General features: G+C 37.3%; 14 protein-coding genes and 2 tRNA genes. 9 read left to right on the forward strand and 7 right to left on the reverse strand.

What is annotated here, in order from left to right; translation table 11 throughout:
• Positions 1-13: 13 nt before the first annotated feature.
• The 5 genes from VJJ80_03380 to VJJ80_03400 form a co-directional block, all read right to left on the reverse strand.
• Entirely contained in the window at positions 14-1,594 is a 1,581-nt protein-coding gene (locus VJJ80_03380) for a hypothetical protein (GenBank protein HLC39132.1), read from the reverse strand.
• A gap of 9 nt (positions 1,595-1,603) precedes the next feature.
• Entirely contained in the window at positions 1,604-3,172 is a 1,569-nt protein-coding gene (gene gpmI / locus VJJ80_03385) for a 2,3-bisphosphoglycerate-independent phosphoglycerate mutase (protein ID HLC39133.1), read from the reverse strand.
• An 18-nt stretch (positions 3,173-3,190) separates the two neighbouring features.
• Positions 3,191-4,495: a phosphopyruvate hydratase gene (gene eno, locus VJJ80_03390; protein HLC39134.1), complete on the reverse strand. Its 1,305-nt coding sequence runs from the start codon at positions 4,493-4,495 to the stop codon at positions 3,191-3,193.
• Positions 4,496-4,536: 41 nt separating this feature from the next.
• On the reverse strand, positions 4,537-5,598 hold the full coding sequence (locus tag VJJ80_03395; GenBank protein HLC39135.1) for a bifunctional phosphoglucose/phosphomannose isomerase: 1,062 nt from the start codon (positions 5,596-5,598) through the stop codon (positions 4,537-4,539).
• A gap of 60 nt (positions 5,599-5,658) precedes the next feature.
• Positions 5,659-5,729 (reverse strand) — tRNA-Ala (locus VJJ80_03400).
• A 773-nt stretch (positions 5,730-6,502) separates the two neighbouring features.
• Here VJJ80_03400 and VJJ80_03405 point away from each other — a divergent pair.
• Positions 6,503-6,586 (forward strand) — tRNA-Leu (locus VJJ80_03405).
• A gap of 63 nt (positions 6,587-6,649) precedes the next feature.
• Positions 6,650-7,315 (forward strand): class D sortase, encoded by a 666-nt coding sequence (locus VJJ80_03410; protein HLC39136.1) that lies wholly within the window; start codon positions 6,650-6,652, stop codon positions 7,313-7,315.
• Between the two features lie 11 nt (positions 7,316-7,326).
• Here VJJ80_03410 and VJJ80_03415 read toward each other — a convergent pair whose 3' ends face one another.
• Positions 7,327-8,631, reverse strand: a complete 1,305-nt coding sequence (locus VJJ80_03415; GenBank protein ID HLC39137.1) for a hypothetical protein — start codon at positions 8,629-8,631, stop codon at positions 7,327-7,329.
• A gap of 116 nt (positions 8,632-8,747) precedes the next feature.
• Between VJJ80_03415 and murA the strand changes: the two genes are divergently transcribed.
• From murA to VJJ80_03430, 3 genes are all read left to right on the forward strand, one after another.
• Positions 8,748-10,007, forward strand: coding sequence for a UDP-N-acetylglucosamine 1-carboxyvinyltransferase (gene murA / locus VJJ80_03420; protein HLC39138.1), 1,260 nt, complete (start codon positions 8,748-8,750; stop codon positions 10,005-10,007).
• 73 nt (positions 10,008-10,080) lie between these two features.
• On the forward strand, positions 10,081-11,091 hold the full coding sequence (locus VJJ80_03425; protein ID HLC39139.1) for a rod shape-determining protein: 1,011 nt from the start codon (positions 10,081-10,083) through the stop codon (positions 11,089-11,091).
• The gene (locus VJJ80_03430) at positions 11,076-12,029 is read left to right on the forward strand and encodes a glycosyltransferase family 2 protein (protein HLC39140.1); all 954 of its coding nucleotides are present in this window, start codon (positions 11,076-11,078) and stop codon (positions 12,027-12,029) included. The genes VJJ80_03425 and VJJ80_03430 overlap by 16 nt, the downstream gene beginning before the upstream one ends.
• Before the next feature lie 906 nt (positions 12,030-12,935).
• On the opposite strand, the gene VJJ80_03435 is transcribed toward VJJ80_03430, so the two are convergent.
• Positions 12,936-13,118 carry a hypothetical protein gene (locus tag VJJ80_03435; protein HLC39141.1) on the reverse strand — a complete coding sequence of 61 codons (183 nt, stop codon included), beginning with the start codon at positions 13,116-13,118 and terminating at the stop codon, positions 12,936-12,938.
• 391 nt (positions 13,119-13,509) lie between these two features.
• Between VJJ80_03435 and VJJ80_03440 the strand changes: the two genes are divergently transcribed.
• The 4 genes from VJJ80_03440 to VJJ80_03455 all read left to right on the forward strand — a co-directional run bounded on the left by VJJ80_03440 (position 13,510) and on the right by VJJ80_03455 (position 17,261).
• Positions 13,510-14,871, forward strand: a complete 1,362-nt coding sequence (locus VJJ80_03440; protein HLC39142.1) for an O-antigen ligase family protein — start codon at positions 13,510-13,512, stop codon at positions 14,869-14,871.
• 68 nt (positions 14,872-14,939) lie between these two features.
• A complete protein-coding gene (locus VJJ80_03445) occupies positions 14,940-15,710 on the forward strand; it encodes an MBL fold metallo-hydrolase (GenBank protein ID HLC39143.1) in 771 nt (256 codons plus the stop codon).
• The gene (locus tag VJJ80_03450; protein ID HLC39144.1) at positions 15,707-16,531 is read left to right on the forward strand and encodes a TIM barrel protein; all 825 of its coding nucleotides are present in this window, start codon (positions 15,707-15,709) and stop codon (positions 16,529-16,531) included. The genes VJJ80_03445 and VJJ80_03450 overlap by 4 nt, the downstream gene beginning before the upstream one ends.
• A 4-nt stretch (positions 16,532-16,535) precedes the next feature.
• Complete coding sequence (locus VJJ80_03455) at positions 16,536-17,261, forward strand: WecB/TagA/CpsF family glycosyltransferase (GenBank protein ID HLC39145.1); 726 nt, start codon at positions 16,536-16,538, stop codon at positions 17,259-17,261.
• Positions 17,262-17,334: the final 73 nt, after the last annotated feature.

Here is a 17,334-nt window from a genome sequence, read left to right on the forward strand (position 1 = left end):
CCCTTATCGGGATTTAATTTTTATTTAGGCTAGAAAGCAGGCTTTTGCCGGTCATTTCCGCCGGAATCGCTAAGCCTAAAAGTTCTAAAATTGTGGGTGCAATATCGGCCAAATTATAATCAGAACCCATCATTGCCGAGATTATTGAGCCTCGATCAACTTGTTGCATCAGACTATGTTGGTCAAGGCGGTTGTCTGGATTAATTAAAATAAATGGCACCGGATTAGTGGTATGAAAATTTTTTAATTGACCGGTAAAACTGCTAATTTTGCCCATTTCTTCGGCTAAACCATGATCAGCAGTCAGAATCGCACAACCGCCCACGCTAAGGGTTTTTTCGACAATTTCCGCAATTGCAATATCAACATATTTAACCGCCGTTTCCACAACTTGGGAATTTCCGGTATGTCCGCAAATATCAACATTTGGTAAATTCGTCACAATTAGATTAAAATTGCCCTGCACAATTTTAGAAACTACCATATTTTTAACGTCATATAACCTTAATTGTGGTGATTTGTTAATATCATGGCTGGTGTATGATTTGAGAATAAAATTTTCTTCACCTGTGAATTTTGAATGTGAATAGCCGTTAAAATCATATATTAAATTCTTTTCTTTGTAGCTTTCCGTGATTTTAGCAATTTTTAAATTATTTTTAGAAATCACCTCGCTAAGGGTAGGGCTAACTTTGGGGGTGGTAAAAATCGGTTGAGTTTTGAGATGGGAATAATCAGTCAGGGTATAAATATTTTTATTATAATTAGAAATAATATTGATATATTCGGAAATATCTCGGCCATTAAAATTAAAAAATATGATCGAATCGTCAGGTTTGATGCGACTCAATTCAGGATCAAAATTTAACATTAAAGTTGGCGAAAAATCAGCATCACCAACATGATTCTGATAAGAATTTTTAATCGCCTGCAGAGGATTGGGGGAAGTCGGAATTTTATTTGTTTCAAAAAGAGCTCGAGCCGAGATTCTAATTTGTCGCAAATCAGCATCGCCATCCTCAATCCAGCCTCGTCCAGTTAAGGTGGCAATTTTTCCCAAATTTTGGCTTTCCAGCGTTTTTTCTAACCAATCAATCGTGCCAATGCCGGCATTGTGATTGGTGTCAACGCCATCCAAAATCCCGTGCAAATAAACGTTTTTTACCCCTTTATTTTTAAAATAATTAAGTAAGGCCTGTAAATGAGTTAATTCAGCCACCGAATGAGCTTTGGTAATCATGCCCACCAAATGTAAATTTGTTTTGGCATTAAAAATATTTAAAGCAATTTTGTGCAAAATTTGGTTTTGATAAAATTCACCGCTTTTAATCTGGCTGGAGATAATCCCCGAAATCGGCAAAACTAATCGTCCCGCACCAATTATAGTATGGCAGATTTCAGAATCAGGGTATGTGTCTCGATCACTCGAGACCATCGCTAATGATTTTAATGATTGATGGGGATAATTTCGCCAATAATAATTAAAATTTCTCGGCTGTCCCGAAGCAATAAAATTACCGCTCCAAGAAGGAGTTAAGCCCCAGCCGTCTAAAATAATTAGCACAATTGGTTTATAAAGAGATTTTTGATTCATAAAATTAAATTATGTCGTAGTTGGTAAACCATGATAATGATTTTGGGCAAATAAACTATTTTCCATTTCTTGAGGTTTTGGAATATCTAAAATTTCCAAAATTGTGGGCGCAATATTTGCCAAACGCCCAGGATGAAGGTTTTGATATTTTCTCACATCGTCAATGATAATAAAGGGGACATCAGAAGTGCTGTGCTCGGTTTCAGGTTCTGAAGTTTTTGGGTTTAACATTTGTTCGGCATTGCCATGGTCGCCGGTGATGATCGTGACCCCTTTATGGCGCTTCATTTCATTCACAAAACTGCCCACGATTTTATCTAAATAAGTAACTGCCGCAATAGTTGCCTGCATGTTGCCGGTGTGGCCAACCATATCCGCATTGGCAAAATTAATTACCATAAAATCAAATTTATTTAAATTTTCAATTGCTGTTTGGGCAATTTCGGCCGCAGACATTTCGGGTTGAAGATCGTAAGTAGATATTTTTTGGGAGGGGATTAGAATTCTTTTTTCTCCAGGAAATGGGTTTTCCCTGCCACCATTAAAAAAATAAGTAATATGGGCGTATTTTTCAGTTTCTGCCAAATGCAGTTGCGTGAGATTATTGTTCGATAAAATTTCCGCTAAACAATTTTTAACTTCAGCCGGGACAGGAAAGGCTACTTTTATATCTAATGAATTCTCGTATTCATAAGGCACTAAGCTGGCAAAATAACACTTTTTAAGTTTTTTGGTATGAAATTCTTTAAATTTGGGATCGCAAATGCTCCGCACGATTTGTCTCATTCGATCAGCACGAAAATTAAAAAATAAAACTGCATCGCCATCTTTAATTTGACCGGCTGGTTGATTTTTAGCTTCAATACTGGTCGGTTCAATAAATTCATCAGTTTTACCAGCAGCATAATTTGCGCTCACCGCTTTTCGGGCATCGCTTGACACCGCGCTTTTGCCTTCGACAATCACTCGATATTCTCTTTCGGTTCTTTCCCATCTTTTATCGCGATCCATCGCATAATATCTGCCACCAATACTCGCAATTCTGCCCACCTTAGTTTGGTTAATTTTATCAGTCAATTTGGCAATAAACGAAATTGCGGCGGTCGTTGGAGTGTCGCGACCATCGCAAAAAGCATGAATAAATACTGAATCTAATTCTTTTTGCTGGGCATAATCCAATAATGAAAACAAATGATTAATATGAGAATGGACACCGCCATCCGAAACTAAACCCACGAAATGTAAAGAAGAGTTATGTTTTTTCGTCCAATCAAAAGCGGCATTAATGACGGGATTTTTAAAAAAACTCCCATCGCTAATTGATTGGTTAATTCTCGAAATGTCCTGTTTTAAAACCCGACCTGTGCCAATACTCAAATGGCCAACTTCGGAATTGCCCATTTCCTGGCCCGGTAAGCCGACATTATCACCCGAAGCTTTTAATTGAGTATGAGGGTAAATAGACCAATAACGGTTCATGTTTGAAGTTTCAGCCAATGAAATTGCATTACCACCCCAAGAAGGGCTGATTCCCCAGCCATCCAAAATTACCAAAGCAAATGGTGATATTTTCTTCATAATAAAATCTCATTAAATTTAATATATGGTGCTTTCACTTTTAGAATTATGTCCAAAAACCGCTTTTGCACCCAAGGCTTCTTCGATACGAATAATTTGATTATATTTGGCGGTTCGTTCAGACCGTGATAAACTTCCAGATTTAATACCAAACGCACCCACCCCCACCGCTAAATCAGCAATAAATGTGTCTTCAGTCTCACCCGAGCGATGTGAAATAATTATCGTATAACCTGATTGTTGCGCTAATTTAACCGTTTTAATCGTTTCCGACAAGGTTCCCACCTGATTAGGTTTAATAATAATCGCGTTGCCGGCTTGATTTTGAATCCCGAGATTCAATCTTTCAATATTGGTCACAAAAATATCATCACCCACAATTTTGATATTTGTGCCCAGCAAAGTGGTTAATTTGGTCCAGCCTGCCATATCATCATCTGCCAAACCATCCTCAATGCTATAAATTGGGTATTTGTCCGCTAGGGATTTTAAATATTCAATCATTTGGTCGGTTGATAAAACCTTATTTTCTTTTTTAAGCGTATATTGACCGGATTGATTCATTATTTGAGAGGCGGCGACATCCAAGCCAACAAAAACATCTTTTCCGGGAGTAAAGCCAGCGCTGGTAATTGCCTCAACAATTGCCGCAATCGCTTTTTCGTTTTGGTCAAAAGAGGGAGAATAGCCACCCTCATCGCCAACATTCGTTGAAACATTTTTTGATTTTAATTGTTTGCCTAAAGCATGATATACTTCAGAACCCCATCTTACTGCTTCTTTAAAGCTGTCTGCACCCATGGGAATAATCATAAATTCTTGAATATCTAAATTGTAACCCGCGTGAATGCCGCCATTAATGACATTCATAAAGGGCACCGGCATATGATATGATTCAGGTTGTGGTCGAGTCAAGCGAGTTAAATATTGGTATAAAGGGTATCGATAAGCGATTGCTCCAGCTCGAGCACAAGCTAAAGAGGCGCCTAATATTGCATTTGCACCTAATTTGGCCTTGTTGGCAGTATTATCTAAATAAATTAAGATGCGATCAATTTCAGTCTGATTGGCTAAATCTTTGCCCACAAGATTTTTTTGAATTACAGTTTCCACATTTTCAACCGCTTTTAAAACTCCTTTACCGCCAAACCTTTTTGGATCGCTATCCCTTAATTCCAAAGCCTCAAATTGTCCCACCGAGGCTCCAGATGGGACCGAAGAGCGGTCAAAAAAACCATCATCAGTAATCACATCAACTTCTACCGTGGGATCACCGCGTGAGTCTAATATCTCACGGGCAATTAATTTCGCAATTTTTGACATTTCTCCACCCCCTTTACGATAGGTCAATAAAATCTTTGAGCTTATTTTTGTAAACGATCTTTTAGGAAAATGATCGTTTCGTTTGAACTGGGATCAACTTCGTGTAAAATTCCCAGATAAAAACTGGTATAATCGCCCAATAACACATAGGCTAACATCTCTGCCAAGGCTGAACATTTTAATTCCAAATTAACCAACAGATTTGGAATTTCTTTTTTATCCAAAATTTCTCGGCAAATCCCAATTCTTTTATGAATTCTTGGATTATAATATTTTGACTGCAATATCAGCACGTATATTGGGTTTGGCTTTGGAAAATCTAAATCAGCAATGGTATTATGGTTTAATTCGGGCAATGCTTCAAAATAAGATGAATATTTAGAATTTTCATTAAACTGGCATTTCCAGCGCCGCGCCACTTCTTCTAGGTTTTCAGCTGACCAAACAAATGGCACTGAGCCAAAAATCTGATTTGCAATTCGTTTGGCTAAATTTCGCCCAGTTTTATTTTCAGGTTTGAGGTTTTCATTAACCTGGTTTAAAATCACAATTGCCTCATCAATATCTTTTTGCGCTAATTCCGACATCAAGCCAATTTTTTTCATCACCCCTAAAATTGCCCCGAATCCATAACCCATGGCTGCTCGCGGCTGAGGCGCATCACTTTGGTATTTATACAAAGGCGCGCGATATTTTTTCGCTAATGATTCTAATTTGCCGCCAGTCGTGATTGCTATTAATTTTGCACCCTTGGAAAAGGCGGCCACGAATCCATCTAAAACCTCTTCGGTTCCACCAGAATGAGAAACGGCAATTACTAATGTTTTATTGTCAACAAAAGCTGGTACCCCATAATCTCGATGAATGATTATCGGATGGGGATTCTCTTTTTTTAATAATGCCTGGACCAAAGCGCCAGCAATACCTGAACCGCCCATGCCTAAAATAACAACTTTGCTGGTATTGGGATAAAATGAGGGAATAATTAATTTTTGAGCACTTGACCAGCCTAACTGAATTTGAGGACCCAACTCCGCAATATATTTACGGGTGTTTTTAGTATCAATTTGAGCAATTTTGTCTAAATCATTTAAGTTGTTCATCAAATAATTCCTTTTAGCTTAATTATAGCTATAAATTATAAAAATACAAGACTATACCTGTGGAGACACCGGGAGTCGAACCCGGACCTCGGCAATGCGAATGCCGTGTAATGCCATTTTACTATGTCCCCATTCTGATTTCATTTTACCTTATTTGAGCTAAATTTCAATAAAAAAAGCCCGCCAAGGTTTTCCCGCGACGGGGCAGTTAAGGGGCAGTTAAAATGATAAAGTGTTTGAATAATTGGGTTTGTGTTAAATAAATTTGATCTTATCTGGAGGGGGAAAAGGATTATCCTTGTAAAGGGTTTTAAAGATTTGATAATAATGGCGTTTGGTGGTCCGGCTATTTTTCGAACAAAGCAGACAAGCAAGAACTGACGTAAAAGTCAAGAATGATATAATCGCCAGCAACGGGATTAAACTAACCAATCCGATAACGGCTTCATGGCTCATCTTTCCATCTCCTTTGGGTTGGTTTGGTGACTGTGGATTAAATAAGGCAAGTTTGATTCACGGGCGAGTATCTGAGAATTCAATAAAGGGATTAAATGGATAAAACCCATTTGTCACCCCTGAGCTGGCATCGGACAATATTATCAAAAATCTTTGTTGTGCTTCGTCATCTTCTGGAAGAACAGATTCGATCCAGCAAAACAAATTCTTAAAGAGCCTTTGAGCAAAAAACAACAATACATACCCAATCAATAGGAGAATTGGGATTAATATTGACCAGATGAAGAAAAATGCGATGTCAGAAAAAAGATACTGCAGATTCGCCACCATATGCATTATCTCCTTTCCGAGAAAGGATGTTCAATTTATAATACTACCAAAAAATAGCTAAAAAATCAAATTAAATCTTTAAAAAAAACGATTTTTAGGGTATAATTGAGCTAAGAATGCCGAGGTGGCGGAATTGGTAGACGCGCAGGTCTCAAACACCTGTGAGCGCAAGCTCATGCGGGTTCGATTCCCGCCCTCGGCATTTTTTATTTGGCCACAAAAAAAAGACTTGACATTTTACCGAATTTGAGTTATGATAAAATCAATGAAATTTACATTTTTAGCCCAAGAAAATTTAAAAAATCTTTTCAAAAACGTCCTCAAATTTGCGGTTTTCTTTTTAATTATCTTTGCCATTATGTTTACACTTTTAAATTGGCCAGCCGTGAAAATTAATGTTAGCTATTATTGGGGAAAAATATTTCACCAAAATAATTCCCAAAAAACAGAACTTACGACCTTACCAAATATTAATAATTCCAAACAGCCAACCACCACCGAACTTAAACTCGGAAATAACCGGATTGTGATAAATAAAATAAATATAAACGTTCCTATTGTTTGGAATGTGCCTGAAAAAGATTTTATTGCCAGTTTAAAAAATGGCGTGGCTCATTATCAAGGCACCGCCAAACCCGGCGATAAAGGCAACATTTTTATCGCTGGCCACTCTTCAAATTATTGGTGGGAACAAGGTCCTTATAGCGCCATTTTTTCGATGATCAATAAATTAGATCTCGGCGACGAGGTGATCATTACCTATAATAATAAAGCTTATTATTATCGCGTCCAAGAGAAATTTACAGTTAAGCCATCTCAAGTTGAAGTCATGATGCCAACCAAAGAACCAACTTTAACCTTAATGACTTGCACGCCAATTGGCACGAGTTTAAATCGTTTAATTGTTCGAGCCGATCAGGTAATTCCTTAAAATTCATCGAGCTAATTTCGAAATTTGAGCAAATTAAGTTTTTTATCAAGATCTAAATAAATTAATTGATTTTGCGAGATTATCTCAAAATTTACCCCCGGAGCTAAGGTTATTTCGTTTTTGCCGAATAAATCTATCACTTTTATTTTTTGGTCAAGATTAAAAATAATATAAGGAAAATTATCAAGCCATTCAATTTTCGAAATGGTTTTTGAGGTACGGTAAATTAAGACATTATTTTTGGTTTCCGGATCATAGTACCAAATTTCACCTAAATCGGTTTTGTATAAAAGTTTTGATTTTTTAATCAAGCCAAAAAAGCGTAATTCTTGTGAACAAGAAAAATCCTCGACTTGGCTCGAAATCGTTTTAAGCGAGTTATTAATTACTATTGATAATTTGCCTTTTTCATCTAAAATAAAAATATTTGAATTTTTCACAAAAAGTTTATATTCGCCAGCCGTTAAAGTCACCAAATTTTTAGAATTTGTCAAATCAAAATCAGCTCTTCTGAGCTGGAGTTTATTTTTTGCTAAAGTTAAATAATAAAGGTCGTTATTCTCAGGGAATATTTTTTGAATATTGTCAGCAATTAGCTTTAAGTTGCCATTTTTAATATTATAAAATTTGCTATCTTGAGTTAAAATTAAAAAGGTCTGATGACCTTGAGGTAGCCAATAAATTTGTTTAATTTTAGCCGGTATTTTAAAATCAACCGCTGCCAGAATATTATCATTGGCATTATAAAGATAGTAATTACCATTGCCTGCCAGCAAGGCTACTTCAGAATCTGCCGACCAACTGCTAATTTTAAGATTTTCGGGAATTTTTTTAATGCTTCTAAGGTCTTTGGTGTTTAGATTGTATTGATTTAAAGTTTTATTTATATATAATAATTTATTTGAATCTGGTGAAACCTGGAAAGATTTAATATTTGAAGCGATATTGGTTTTTTCCGGAGAGGCATAAAAAAGGACAATGTCTTCAAATTTAATCACCCGACCAACCTCAACCGTGATGTGCTTTTTCCAACTTTGATAATTTGTTTTGCGAATTTCCAAGTCATAATCACCCGGCAATAATCCCAAAGAAGCCGGGCATTGACTTGCCGCTAATTTTCCCGAAACCAAAATCTCGACATCGCGCGGTTGGCAGGTTATATAAATTAAACCGGATTTTTGCCATTTATGAGCCGAGTAATTATATTTATACCCAGCTGCCCAGAGTACCAAAAATATCGAAACTGCCAAAAAAATCACTCCGATCAAACTCCAAAGACTAAGGGTGGCAATAATTTTTTTATGATGTTTTTTCATAATATTTACTTAAATTATACCTAAAAAACCTCAAAAACTCAAGCAATGAGCTTGCAAAAGAGTGAAATTTTGGTAAAATTAAAGGTAATCGAAATAAAATAATAAAAGGCATAAATATGGCAAAATTTAAAATTATCGGTGGCAAGCCATTACACGGTACTATCAGCACCACCGGTGCGAAAAATTCGGCATTACCGATAATTGCTGCTTGTCTTTTAACTGATGAAATTTGTGAAATTGATAATATCCCAGATATTTTGGATATTCAAGTAATGCTGGAGATTATTCAAGAATTGGGCGCTATTGTTAAAAAAATAAACCCTCATAAGTATCAGATTCAGGCTCAAAAAATTAAAACTACCCAATTAAAATCAGAATTAATCTCAAAACTTAGAGCCTCAATTTTGTTGATGGGGCCAATGTTGGCCCGAATGAAAAAAATTCAAATGAAGCATCCGGGAGGTTGTATTATTGGCAAAAGGCCGGTTGGAACTCATTTTTGGGCTTTAGAAAAAATGGGCGCCACTACCAAACAAGATCAAACATATTATTATGCCCAAGCGCCTCGCGGATTAAATCCGACTGAAATGTTTTTAGATGAGCCATCTGTGACTGCCACCGAAAACGTCTTAATGGCGGCCGCTCTTACTCCTGGCAAAACCGTACTCAAGGATGCAGCTTGCGAACCGCACGTTCAAGATTTAGCGCATTTTTTGATCAAAATGGGCGCATTAATATCAGGCATTGGCACTAATCATTTAGAAATTATTGGCGCTCAAAAATTACAAGGCGCCAAACACCGCCTAATTCCCGACTTTCTTGACATTGGCACTTTTGCCGCGGCCGCCGCTGCCACCAAGGGCGAAATCACTATCAAAGATGTCGTTGCCACGGATTTAGATCCGATTTTAGCCAAATTAGAAATGATGGGCGTCAAATATAAACTTGAAAATCGTAGTCTAAAAATTTTAAAAAGCCCCAATCTTAAAGCTTCCCGGATTCAAACTCGACCCTGGCCAGGCTTTCCCACTGATTTGCAAGCGCCGTTTTGCGTGCTATCCACCCAAGCTAAAGGCACGAGTTTAATTCATGATTGGATTTACGAGCGAAGGTTATTATACACTGATAATCTAATAAAAATGGGTGCCGAAATTGTCTGGTGCGATCCGCATCGCGCCTTAGTTACCGGACCAACCCAATTATATGGCGCACAAATTGGCAGTCCAGATATTCGCGCCGGCATCGCTTTAATTATTGCTGGTTTAGCCGCCAAAGGTGAAACAATCATTGATAATATTGATTTGGTTGATCGAGGTTATGAAGCAGTTGAAATTAGGCTGCAAGCCCTAGGTGCCAATATCAAAAGAATCAAATAATAAACTTGTTGGTATATAAATTAGTATATAATTAGGTAACACGGATTTAATTTAAATATCGTAATGGAGGAAGATGTTAGGTCGAAGAATTGGCATTGATTTAGGGACCACCAATACTTTAGTGTATTTGCCCAAAAAGGGGATTGTGAGTAATGAACCAACGGTGGTGGCATTATCGGTTGATGATAACCGTGTTTTAGCAATTGGCAAAGAAGCCAAAGAAATGATTGGACGCACGCCTGAAAGTATTATTGCTTCGCATCCTTTGCGGGATGGTGTCATTGCCGATTATCGAATTTGCGAAGCGATGTTGAGATATTTTATTAATCGCGTTTCTGGCGGTTTAAGGTTATTTCGTCCGGAAGTGATGATTGCCGCCCCAGCTGGTATTACCTCCACTGAAAAAAGGGCGGTTATTGATGCGGCCTTGCAAGCTGGTGCCAAAGCAGCTTTTATCATCAAAGAGCCGGTTGCCGCCGCGCTTGGTGCGGAAGTGCCAATTTCTTCTCCGTCGGGGAATATGATTATTGATATTGGCGGTGGCACCTCTGAAGTAGCAGTAATTGCTTTGGGTGATATTGTCGCGGCCAGCTCAGTTCGTACCGGGGGCCGGAAAATGGATCAAGCTCTTGCCAATTATATCCGTCGCAAACATAATCTAATTGTTGGCGAACAAACCGCCGAAAACATTAAAATTAAAATCGGTTCAGTTTTACCTTTGAAAAAAGAGTTAAAAATGGAGATCTCTGGTTCTAATTCAATCTCTGGCTTGCCCGAAACAATTATCGTTACCAGCAATGATGTGGTAAAGTCACTTAAAAATGAGTTAAAAGATATTATCAACACCGTCAAAAATGTTTTACAAAACACCCCCCCGGAATTAGCCGCAGATGTGATTGATAAAGGCATTATAATGTCTGGTGGCGGTTCAATGTTGCGAAATATTGATTCATTAATGACCAAGGTCACCGGCGTGCCGTGCCATGTTGCTGAAGAGCCTTTATTGGCGGTGGCAAAGGGAACAGGCATGGCGGTTGAAAATTTAGACGCCTACAAAAAATCAGTCTTATGGATAAAATCATAATCATGATTAATCCTAAAGTAGCCATTATTTTAGTTAATTATAATTCACAACAAGACACTCTCGAATGCTTAGAGAGTCTTTTTCGAATTAGCTATCCGAATTTTAAAGTGGTTTTAGTGGATAATAATTCCAAAGATGATTCAGCCAAAATAATTCGACAAAGATTTGGTGCTAAAGTAAAAATCATTGAAAATTCTAAAAATTTAGGTTTTGCCGAAGGTAATAATGTTGGCGTTCGTTGGGCACTAAAAAACAATGCCGACTATGTTATGCTCTTGAATAATGACACCATTGTTAATCCGAGTTTTTTGGATATTTTAATCAAAAATGTCCAAAATAAACCCCAATTCGAAGTTTTTTCCCCACAAATCCGCATGTATCCGGATAAAAACCGCTTATGGTATGCGGGGGGACGAATGATGCCGTTTCTCGGGTCTGTGCAAATGTTTAATCGGGGTGCCAAAATTTCAAATGCGAAATTAAAAAAACCAAGCGAAATTACTTTTATCACTGGGGCGGCGATGCTAATCTCCGCTTTGTTATTTAAAAAAGTGGGTTTTTTGGATAAAAAATATTTTTTATACTGGGAAGAAACAGATTGGGAAGCTCGGGCTCTTCGTGCTGGGGTAAAATTTTTATATGTTCCAGATGCGGTGATTTGGCACAAGATTTCCCAAAGCACTGGTGGTGCCGCAAACCCCAAAATGCAATATTATTTCTATCGCAACAATTTATTATTTGCGAAAAAGAATTTGGTATTTTATTGGTGGCCAACTTTTTTACTTTTTATATTTTTTAGAATTTTATTTTTTGAAATTGGTTTAGGGTTAATCCAATATTTGTTTGGAAAACGAACTCGATTTTTAGGTTTAAAATATTTATGTAGGGGAATTTTAGATTTTTTTAGCGGCAAATTTGGTGCAACAAAATTGGAATAATTTTTAAAATGTTTCGCTCGGCACTCTCCACAAAAAGACGCTCCGTCAATCAAATTTATTATCAAAATTACTCTCAAGCCGTCGCTTGACTCTTGTCTTGCCCCAATTGTTATACTTTTTTAATGCCTTATCTTGGGCAAGTCTGCGAGACACTTTTTTTAGGAGGTGCCTTCGCTCTTTACCTGTAAATTTTATCTTTTTAAGGTAGAGATATTGACAAATATTTTTGATATGGTATAATAAGTAAAATAAAGAAAAACAAAGATAAACCCAAAATAAACTAAAACGCAGGCAACACCCGCCAGGGTGCAGACGGAGGTCGTCTGTCCCAACAGACCCATTCGTCGGGTCTGACTACATATGGCAGAAGGAGATGGTGTCAATGGTCGTACCAGGTCGCTCAGACAGACAGGGAACACACAGGGCCTGACGGCGGTTGACCCCAGCACCGGACCGGCGATGCGTCCCACAAGACGTAATCCATCATCAGAAAGGAGTATCAACTCCTTGAACCGGTTCTTCTCGAGCTTCCGAAAACGATAGTCCGACCCCACCCCCGGGAGCATGTTCAGTTCAGGTAGGATAGTCAGGATAGTCGGTTGGCAAGCCCGGCAACCTCGAGGTGTTCTGCCAACGGGTTATACCGGTCGTCAGCTGATAAAAGCGCCGTCGCGTTTCCTGTCGTCCGGCATCGCTTCCGGCGTCGTAAAACTCGGCAGCTCCACCAGTCTTCGGCTAGATACCCAACTATCCTCGGAATCACACCCACAGGTTTCATGACTGGGGTTTGGTCCAGGACACGGCCCGTCAAGGCCACTAGGGTTTCGGCCACAAGGAAGACTGGGTTCGGTTCGTACCTTCACAACTAGTCGCAACTTCTTCTCGGCGCATAGTGCAGCTCTCGCGCTAAACTACCAGAAGAACTGGTTCACCTTCGGGTGATAAGAAAACGGTTTCTGCACGAACCGGACCTAAGGTAAAGAAGAAACGCCAAACAGTTTCGCGTCGAGCAGGCATGGCCGTAGTGGTTACAAGAAAGTGTGGCCTGCCGCCGCGAAACTGCCGCTGGGCGACCAGATGTGGTTCCATCTTAGAGCTCCTAATCGGGCTCAACAAACCCATCTGGTCTGACAGCACAACGTCCCACTGGGGGCGACCAAGCCGGGTAACGGGATTGGAGCGGATTCATCCGACTTACAACCCCTCACCAACCTGACTTCGGTCGCCCCTCCCTTTCCACCCTTCCTCCGCAATCCTCGTCTCTTTCGTCCTATTCGGGGCGGCAGCCGGTCCACAACGGGACCCTTCTGGGTCACGAAACCCCCACTGGCTTGCCGCCCCGATATCTAAAAATTATTAGACCTTTTGGTCTTTTTTTGTTTCCAGCTTTATTTTTGGCTTAAAAAATGATAGAATAGCATCAAGTAAAATCAGTAAACAATAAACAAATAATATCCGCCAGTTGGCGGAAGCAATCATCATGATAATTTTAGTAATTTTCGCCTTAGCCTTAATTATTTTTTCATTTCTAAAACCCAAATGGGCGTTTTATTTGTTATTAGCTTTAATTCCCTTCCATGCTTTTTTATTCACCACTTTCAATGAATTATTAAATTTAACTGGCCGCAGTTCGCAAATTCTGGCTTCTTGGAAAGAAATTATTATGTTCGGTTTGATTTTGCGCATTTTATGGCAAATTGTTAAGACTCGAAAACCACCCTTTAAAATTTTATTTGTCGACAAAATTATTGCTTTATTGTTTTTACTCGGCATTTCCACCATGATCTTTTTCTTGATTCCGCTCAAATCTGCTTTTTGGGGATTTCGATTTGATTTTGAGATGTTTTTAATTTATTTCCTAGCTCGCTCCTATGTTTGGAAAAAACCTGAAATTCAAAAATCAGTCCTAATAATTTTATCATCAGCCATGATTGTGGCTCTTTTTGCATTGTTGCAAGCCTGGTTTCTGCCGGCCGATTTTCTGACTCATTTCGGTTATTCATCAGGAGTAAATTGGCAACAAGCGATCGCTTTGCCGGCTTATCAAACCATTGGCGCCTCAAATGTGGTGCGCATGCAATCATTTTTAGCTGGTCCAAATCAATTAGGCTCGTATTTATTAATCCCAATTTTTATCAGCCTGGTGTATTTAATTTCTGCAAAAAGTAACAAATTAAAATTACTGTTAACTGTTTACTGTTTACTGTTAATTTTTTCTTTATTTTACACCTATTCCCGTTCCGCATGGTTGGCATTTGCCGCAGGTTTGGTGGTTTTAATTTTAATAAAAATCAAACAGCGTTACCCACTCAAAACATTTTTAATCACCATGTCTGCAATTTTTGTAGTTTTAATAGGATTGTTGATTTTTATCCAATATCAACCCTTTGGTATTAAATTTGCCGATGTATATATTAATCATCAAGGCTCAAATTTGGAAAGATTTAGCCGGCTTCAAGCCTCTTTTGAAACTATTATTAAAACACCGTGGGGTTTGGGAATCGGACAAGCTGGGCAAGCTCAACTTCATTCCATGAGTGCTACGGCTTTAATTTCAGAAAATTGGTATTTGCAAATTGGCGTTGAATTGGGAATTTTGGGTTTGATAATTTATTTGCTCGTTATCTACCACTTTCTTAAAAATTTATGGCAAACCTTAAAATTTTTAACTGGAAAATTTGGCCACGATCTTAGTCTGGCGGTATTTTCAGGATTTATCGTTCTTTCTTTGCACGCGATGTTTTTACACACTTGGTCTGATATTTCCACCGCTTTAACCTTTTGGTTTTTGGTCGGCTTGATTTTGACACAGACATCTACAAAATTACAAAAAAGTACATAAATACAAGAAATAAAAACTTTCGTATTTTCGTAAAATTTTGTATTTAGTAAAATAGTTATGGAGGATTTATGAAATTAACAATTTTGGGATCCGGTGGCGCGCTTTACAACCTTAAAAGGGGTTTTCCGGGTTATTATTTAGAAATTGGCAATGACAAAGTTTTACTCGATGCCGGTCCCGGCACTTTGACAAAATTAGCCAAAGCCAAAATTGATTATTTTGATTTAACCCATATTTTAATTTCTCATACTCATGCTGATCACCTTTCTGATTTAATGCCGATCCTTATTAATATTTATTTGAAAACTTTATCAGCATATGGTGGGAAAGAGAAAATAAAACCTCTAATAATTTTTGGCCCACCAGGCTTTAAAAAAACATATCATCAATTAAAAGAAATGATGTTCCCCGAAAAAGAAAGTTTTAAAATTGAAATTCGCGAGCTTAAAAATAGCCGACTAAAATTTAAAAATTGGCAATTAGAATCAGTTATTACGCGCCATGTCCCTTACTGGAAATCAATTTCGGTTAAATTTACCGAGTCCAATACTTCTTTTGTTTATTCAGGTGACAGCGCATTTTGTCCAGAATTGATCAAATTATCCCAAAATGCCGAAAACTTATTGTTTGATTGTTCGGCGTTAATTAGTAATGAGTTTCCTCAATCACATTTAAATCCCCAATTTGCGGCCGAAATTGCTAATTTATCTGGTGCGAAAAAATTAATTTTATCCCATTTATATGATTTAGATGAGCTTGCCGAGATTAAAAAAGAGGTTGCCAAAGTTTTTAAAGGTGAAATCCATCTTGCTCGTGATTTGGAAAAATATATCTTATGAAATATCAAATTGGTTTAAAGGTTGGGTCAAAATATGGTTTTGGGGATGTTAAATCCTTAATTAAAAAAGGAATTAGTTGGGGTATTAATTTTTTTGAAATCACCACTACCGATATTAAAGATATTGAATTTTATAAAAATTTAAAAAAACAAAAGATAAATTTTGGTATTCATGTTCCTCATGCTTATACACCTGACAACCCCATGGCTTTATGTGCAACTCTTTCTCCGTATAAAGAAAGAGCAATTAAGTGGTTTAAAAAATCTATTAAAATCGCTCAAGAATTAAACGCAAAATATATTATCGTTCATCCGGATTTATCCCAAATTCCTAAAGGAAATTCGCGTTATCCGGAAGGAATTAAATTTGCGAGGAACAGAAAAGAAGGATTTAATCAATTTATTGAAAACATTAAGAAATATCATCAAGAAATTCCCTTACTAATTGAAGTAATGCCAAGCCCTAATTATTATAATTTTAATTTAAAGGAGAGTTTAAAATTACATAATATAATTAAAACAAATTTTTGTTTTGATGTTGATCATGCTTTTGAAGTTGACCAAAAAATAAACACAGTAATTCACTGGTACCAAGGCATTAAAAAATATGTTGAGATATTTCATGTCTGTGATTTTGATCCTGAAATTAGAGGGCACTTACCAATTGGCGAAGGAAAAATTAATTTTAACAAATTTTTCCAAAAAATTAAATTAAATAATAATCAAATTTTTATTTTAGAAGTTTTGCCAAATTCAATAAAAAGCACCGAAAAGGATTTAATTGGCTCTAAAAATAAATTAGAGCAATGGCTGAAAAATTAATCATATGGATATTTTAGGAGTTAGAGTTCATAATCTTAGTTTTAATCAAGCTCTTGAGAAAATTGAGAGTTTTATCAAAAGTGGGCAAAAACATCAAATCGCCACCATAAATGCAGAATTTATTATTGCCGCGCAAAAAGATTTAGAATTCAAGAAAATCTTGAATTCGGCTTCATTGGCAGTTCCAGATGGAACCGGCTTACTATTCGCTTCAAAATTTTTATATGGTGCAAAAAATGCTTTCAAAGAACGGGTGACTGGAGTTGATTTAACTTGGGAATTGGCAAAAATTGCTGAAAAAAATAATTGGTCAATATATCTTTTGGGCGCCAAAACTGGCGTGGCCCAAAAAACAGCTGTTAGATTAAAATATTTATATCATAATTTGAAAATTGTTGCTATTTCCGAAGGCATGCCAAGATACACCGAGAAACAGGTGCTCGCCAACATTAATAAAGTCAAACCAGATATTTTATTAGTCGCTTTTGGTGCGCCCAAACAAGAAAAATTTATCGCTAAAAATTTACCTAATTTAAATTTCAAAGTCGCCATTGGTGTCGGTGGGACATTTGATTTTATTGCCGAAACGCAAAAAAGAGCCCCGGTTTGGCTACAAAAACTTGGTTTAGAGTGGTTGTGGCGACTAATTCATGAACCTAAAAGAATTGGTCGGATTTATAACGCGGTTATAAAATTCCCGTTCTTAGTTTTCTGGTCAAAAATCACTTGACAAAAAAATTAACCGGGCTTATAATAAAAATGATCTGGTGGCTTTTGGCCACCTCATTTTTTACCAAAATCCT

Source organism: Patescibacteria group bacterium, assembly GCA_035288465.1.
In the GTDB taxonomy this organism is placed as follows: domain Bacteria; phylum Patescibacteriota; class UBA1384; order DATEAH01; family DATEAH01; genus DATEAH01.

Bases quoted from the DNA above. Each gene is read 5' to 3' on its own strand.
- VJJ80_03380 (HLC39132.1), bottom strand. From the start codon at position 1,594: ATGAATCAAAAATCTCTTTATAAACCAATTGTGCTAATTATTTTAGAC.
- gpmI (HLC39133.1), bottom strand. From the start codon at position 3,172: ATGAAGAAAATATCACCATTTGCTTTGGTAATTTTGGATGGCTGGGGA.
- eno (HLC39134.1), bottom strand. From the start codon at position 4,495: ATGTCAAAAATTGCGAAATTAATTGCCCGTGAGATATTAGACTCACGC.
- VJJ80_03395 (HLC39135.1), bottom strand. From the start codon at position 5,598: ATGAACAACTTAAATGATTTAGACAAAATTGCTCAAATTGATACTAAA.
- VJJ80_03410 (HLC39136.1), top strand. From the start codon at position 6,650: ATGAAATTTACATTTTTAGCCCAAGAAAATTTAAAAAATCTTTTCAAA.
- VJJ80_03415 (HLC39137.1), bottom strand. From the start codon at position 8,631: ATGAAAAAACATCATAAAAAAATTATTGCCACCCTTAGTCTTTGGAGT.
- murA (HLC39138.1), top strand. From the start codon at position 8,748: ATGGCAAAATTTAAAATTATCGGTGGCAAGCCATTACACGGTACTATC.
- VJJ80_03425 (HLC39139.1), top strand. From the start codon at position 10,081: ATGTTAGGTCGAAGAATTGGCATTGATTTAGGGACCACCAATACTTTA.
- VJJ80_03430 (HLC39140.1), top strand. From the start codon at position 11,076: ATGGATAAAATCATAATCATGATTAATCCTAAAGTAGCCATTATTTTA.
- VJJ80_03435 (HLC39141.1), bottom strand. From the start codon at position 13,118: ATGGAACCACATCTGGTCGCCCAGCGGCAGTTTCGCGGCGGCAGGCCA.
- VJJ80_03440 (HLC39142.1), top strand. From the start codon at position 13,510: ATGATAATTTTAGTAATTTTCGCCTTAGCCTTAATTATTTTTTCATTT.
- VJJ80_03445 (HLC39143.1), top strand. From the start codon at position 14,940: ATGAAATTAACAATTTTGGGATCCGGTGGCGCGCTTTACAACCTTAAA.
- VJJ80_03450 (HLC39144.1), top strand. From the start codon at position 15,707: ATGAAATATCAAATTGGTTTAAAGGTTGGGTCAAAATATGGTTTTGGG.
- VJJ80_03455 (HLC39145.1), top strand. From the start codon at position 16,536: ATGGATATTTTAGGAGTTAGAGTTCATAATCTTAGTTTTAATCAAGCT.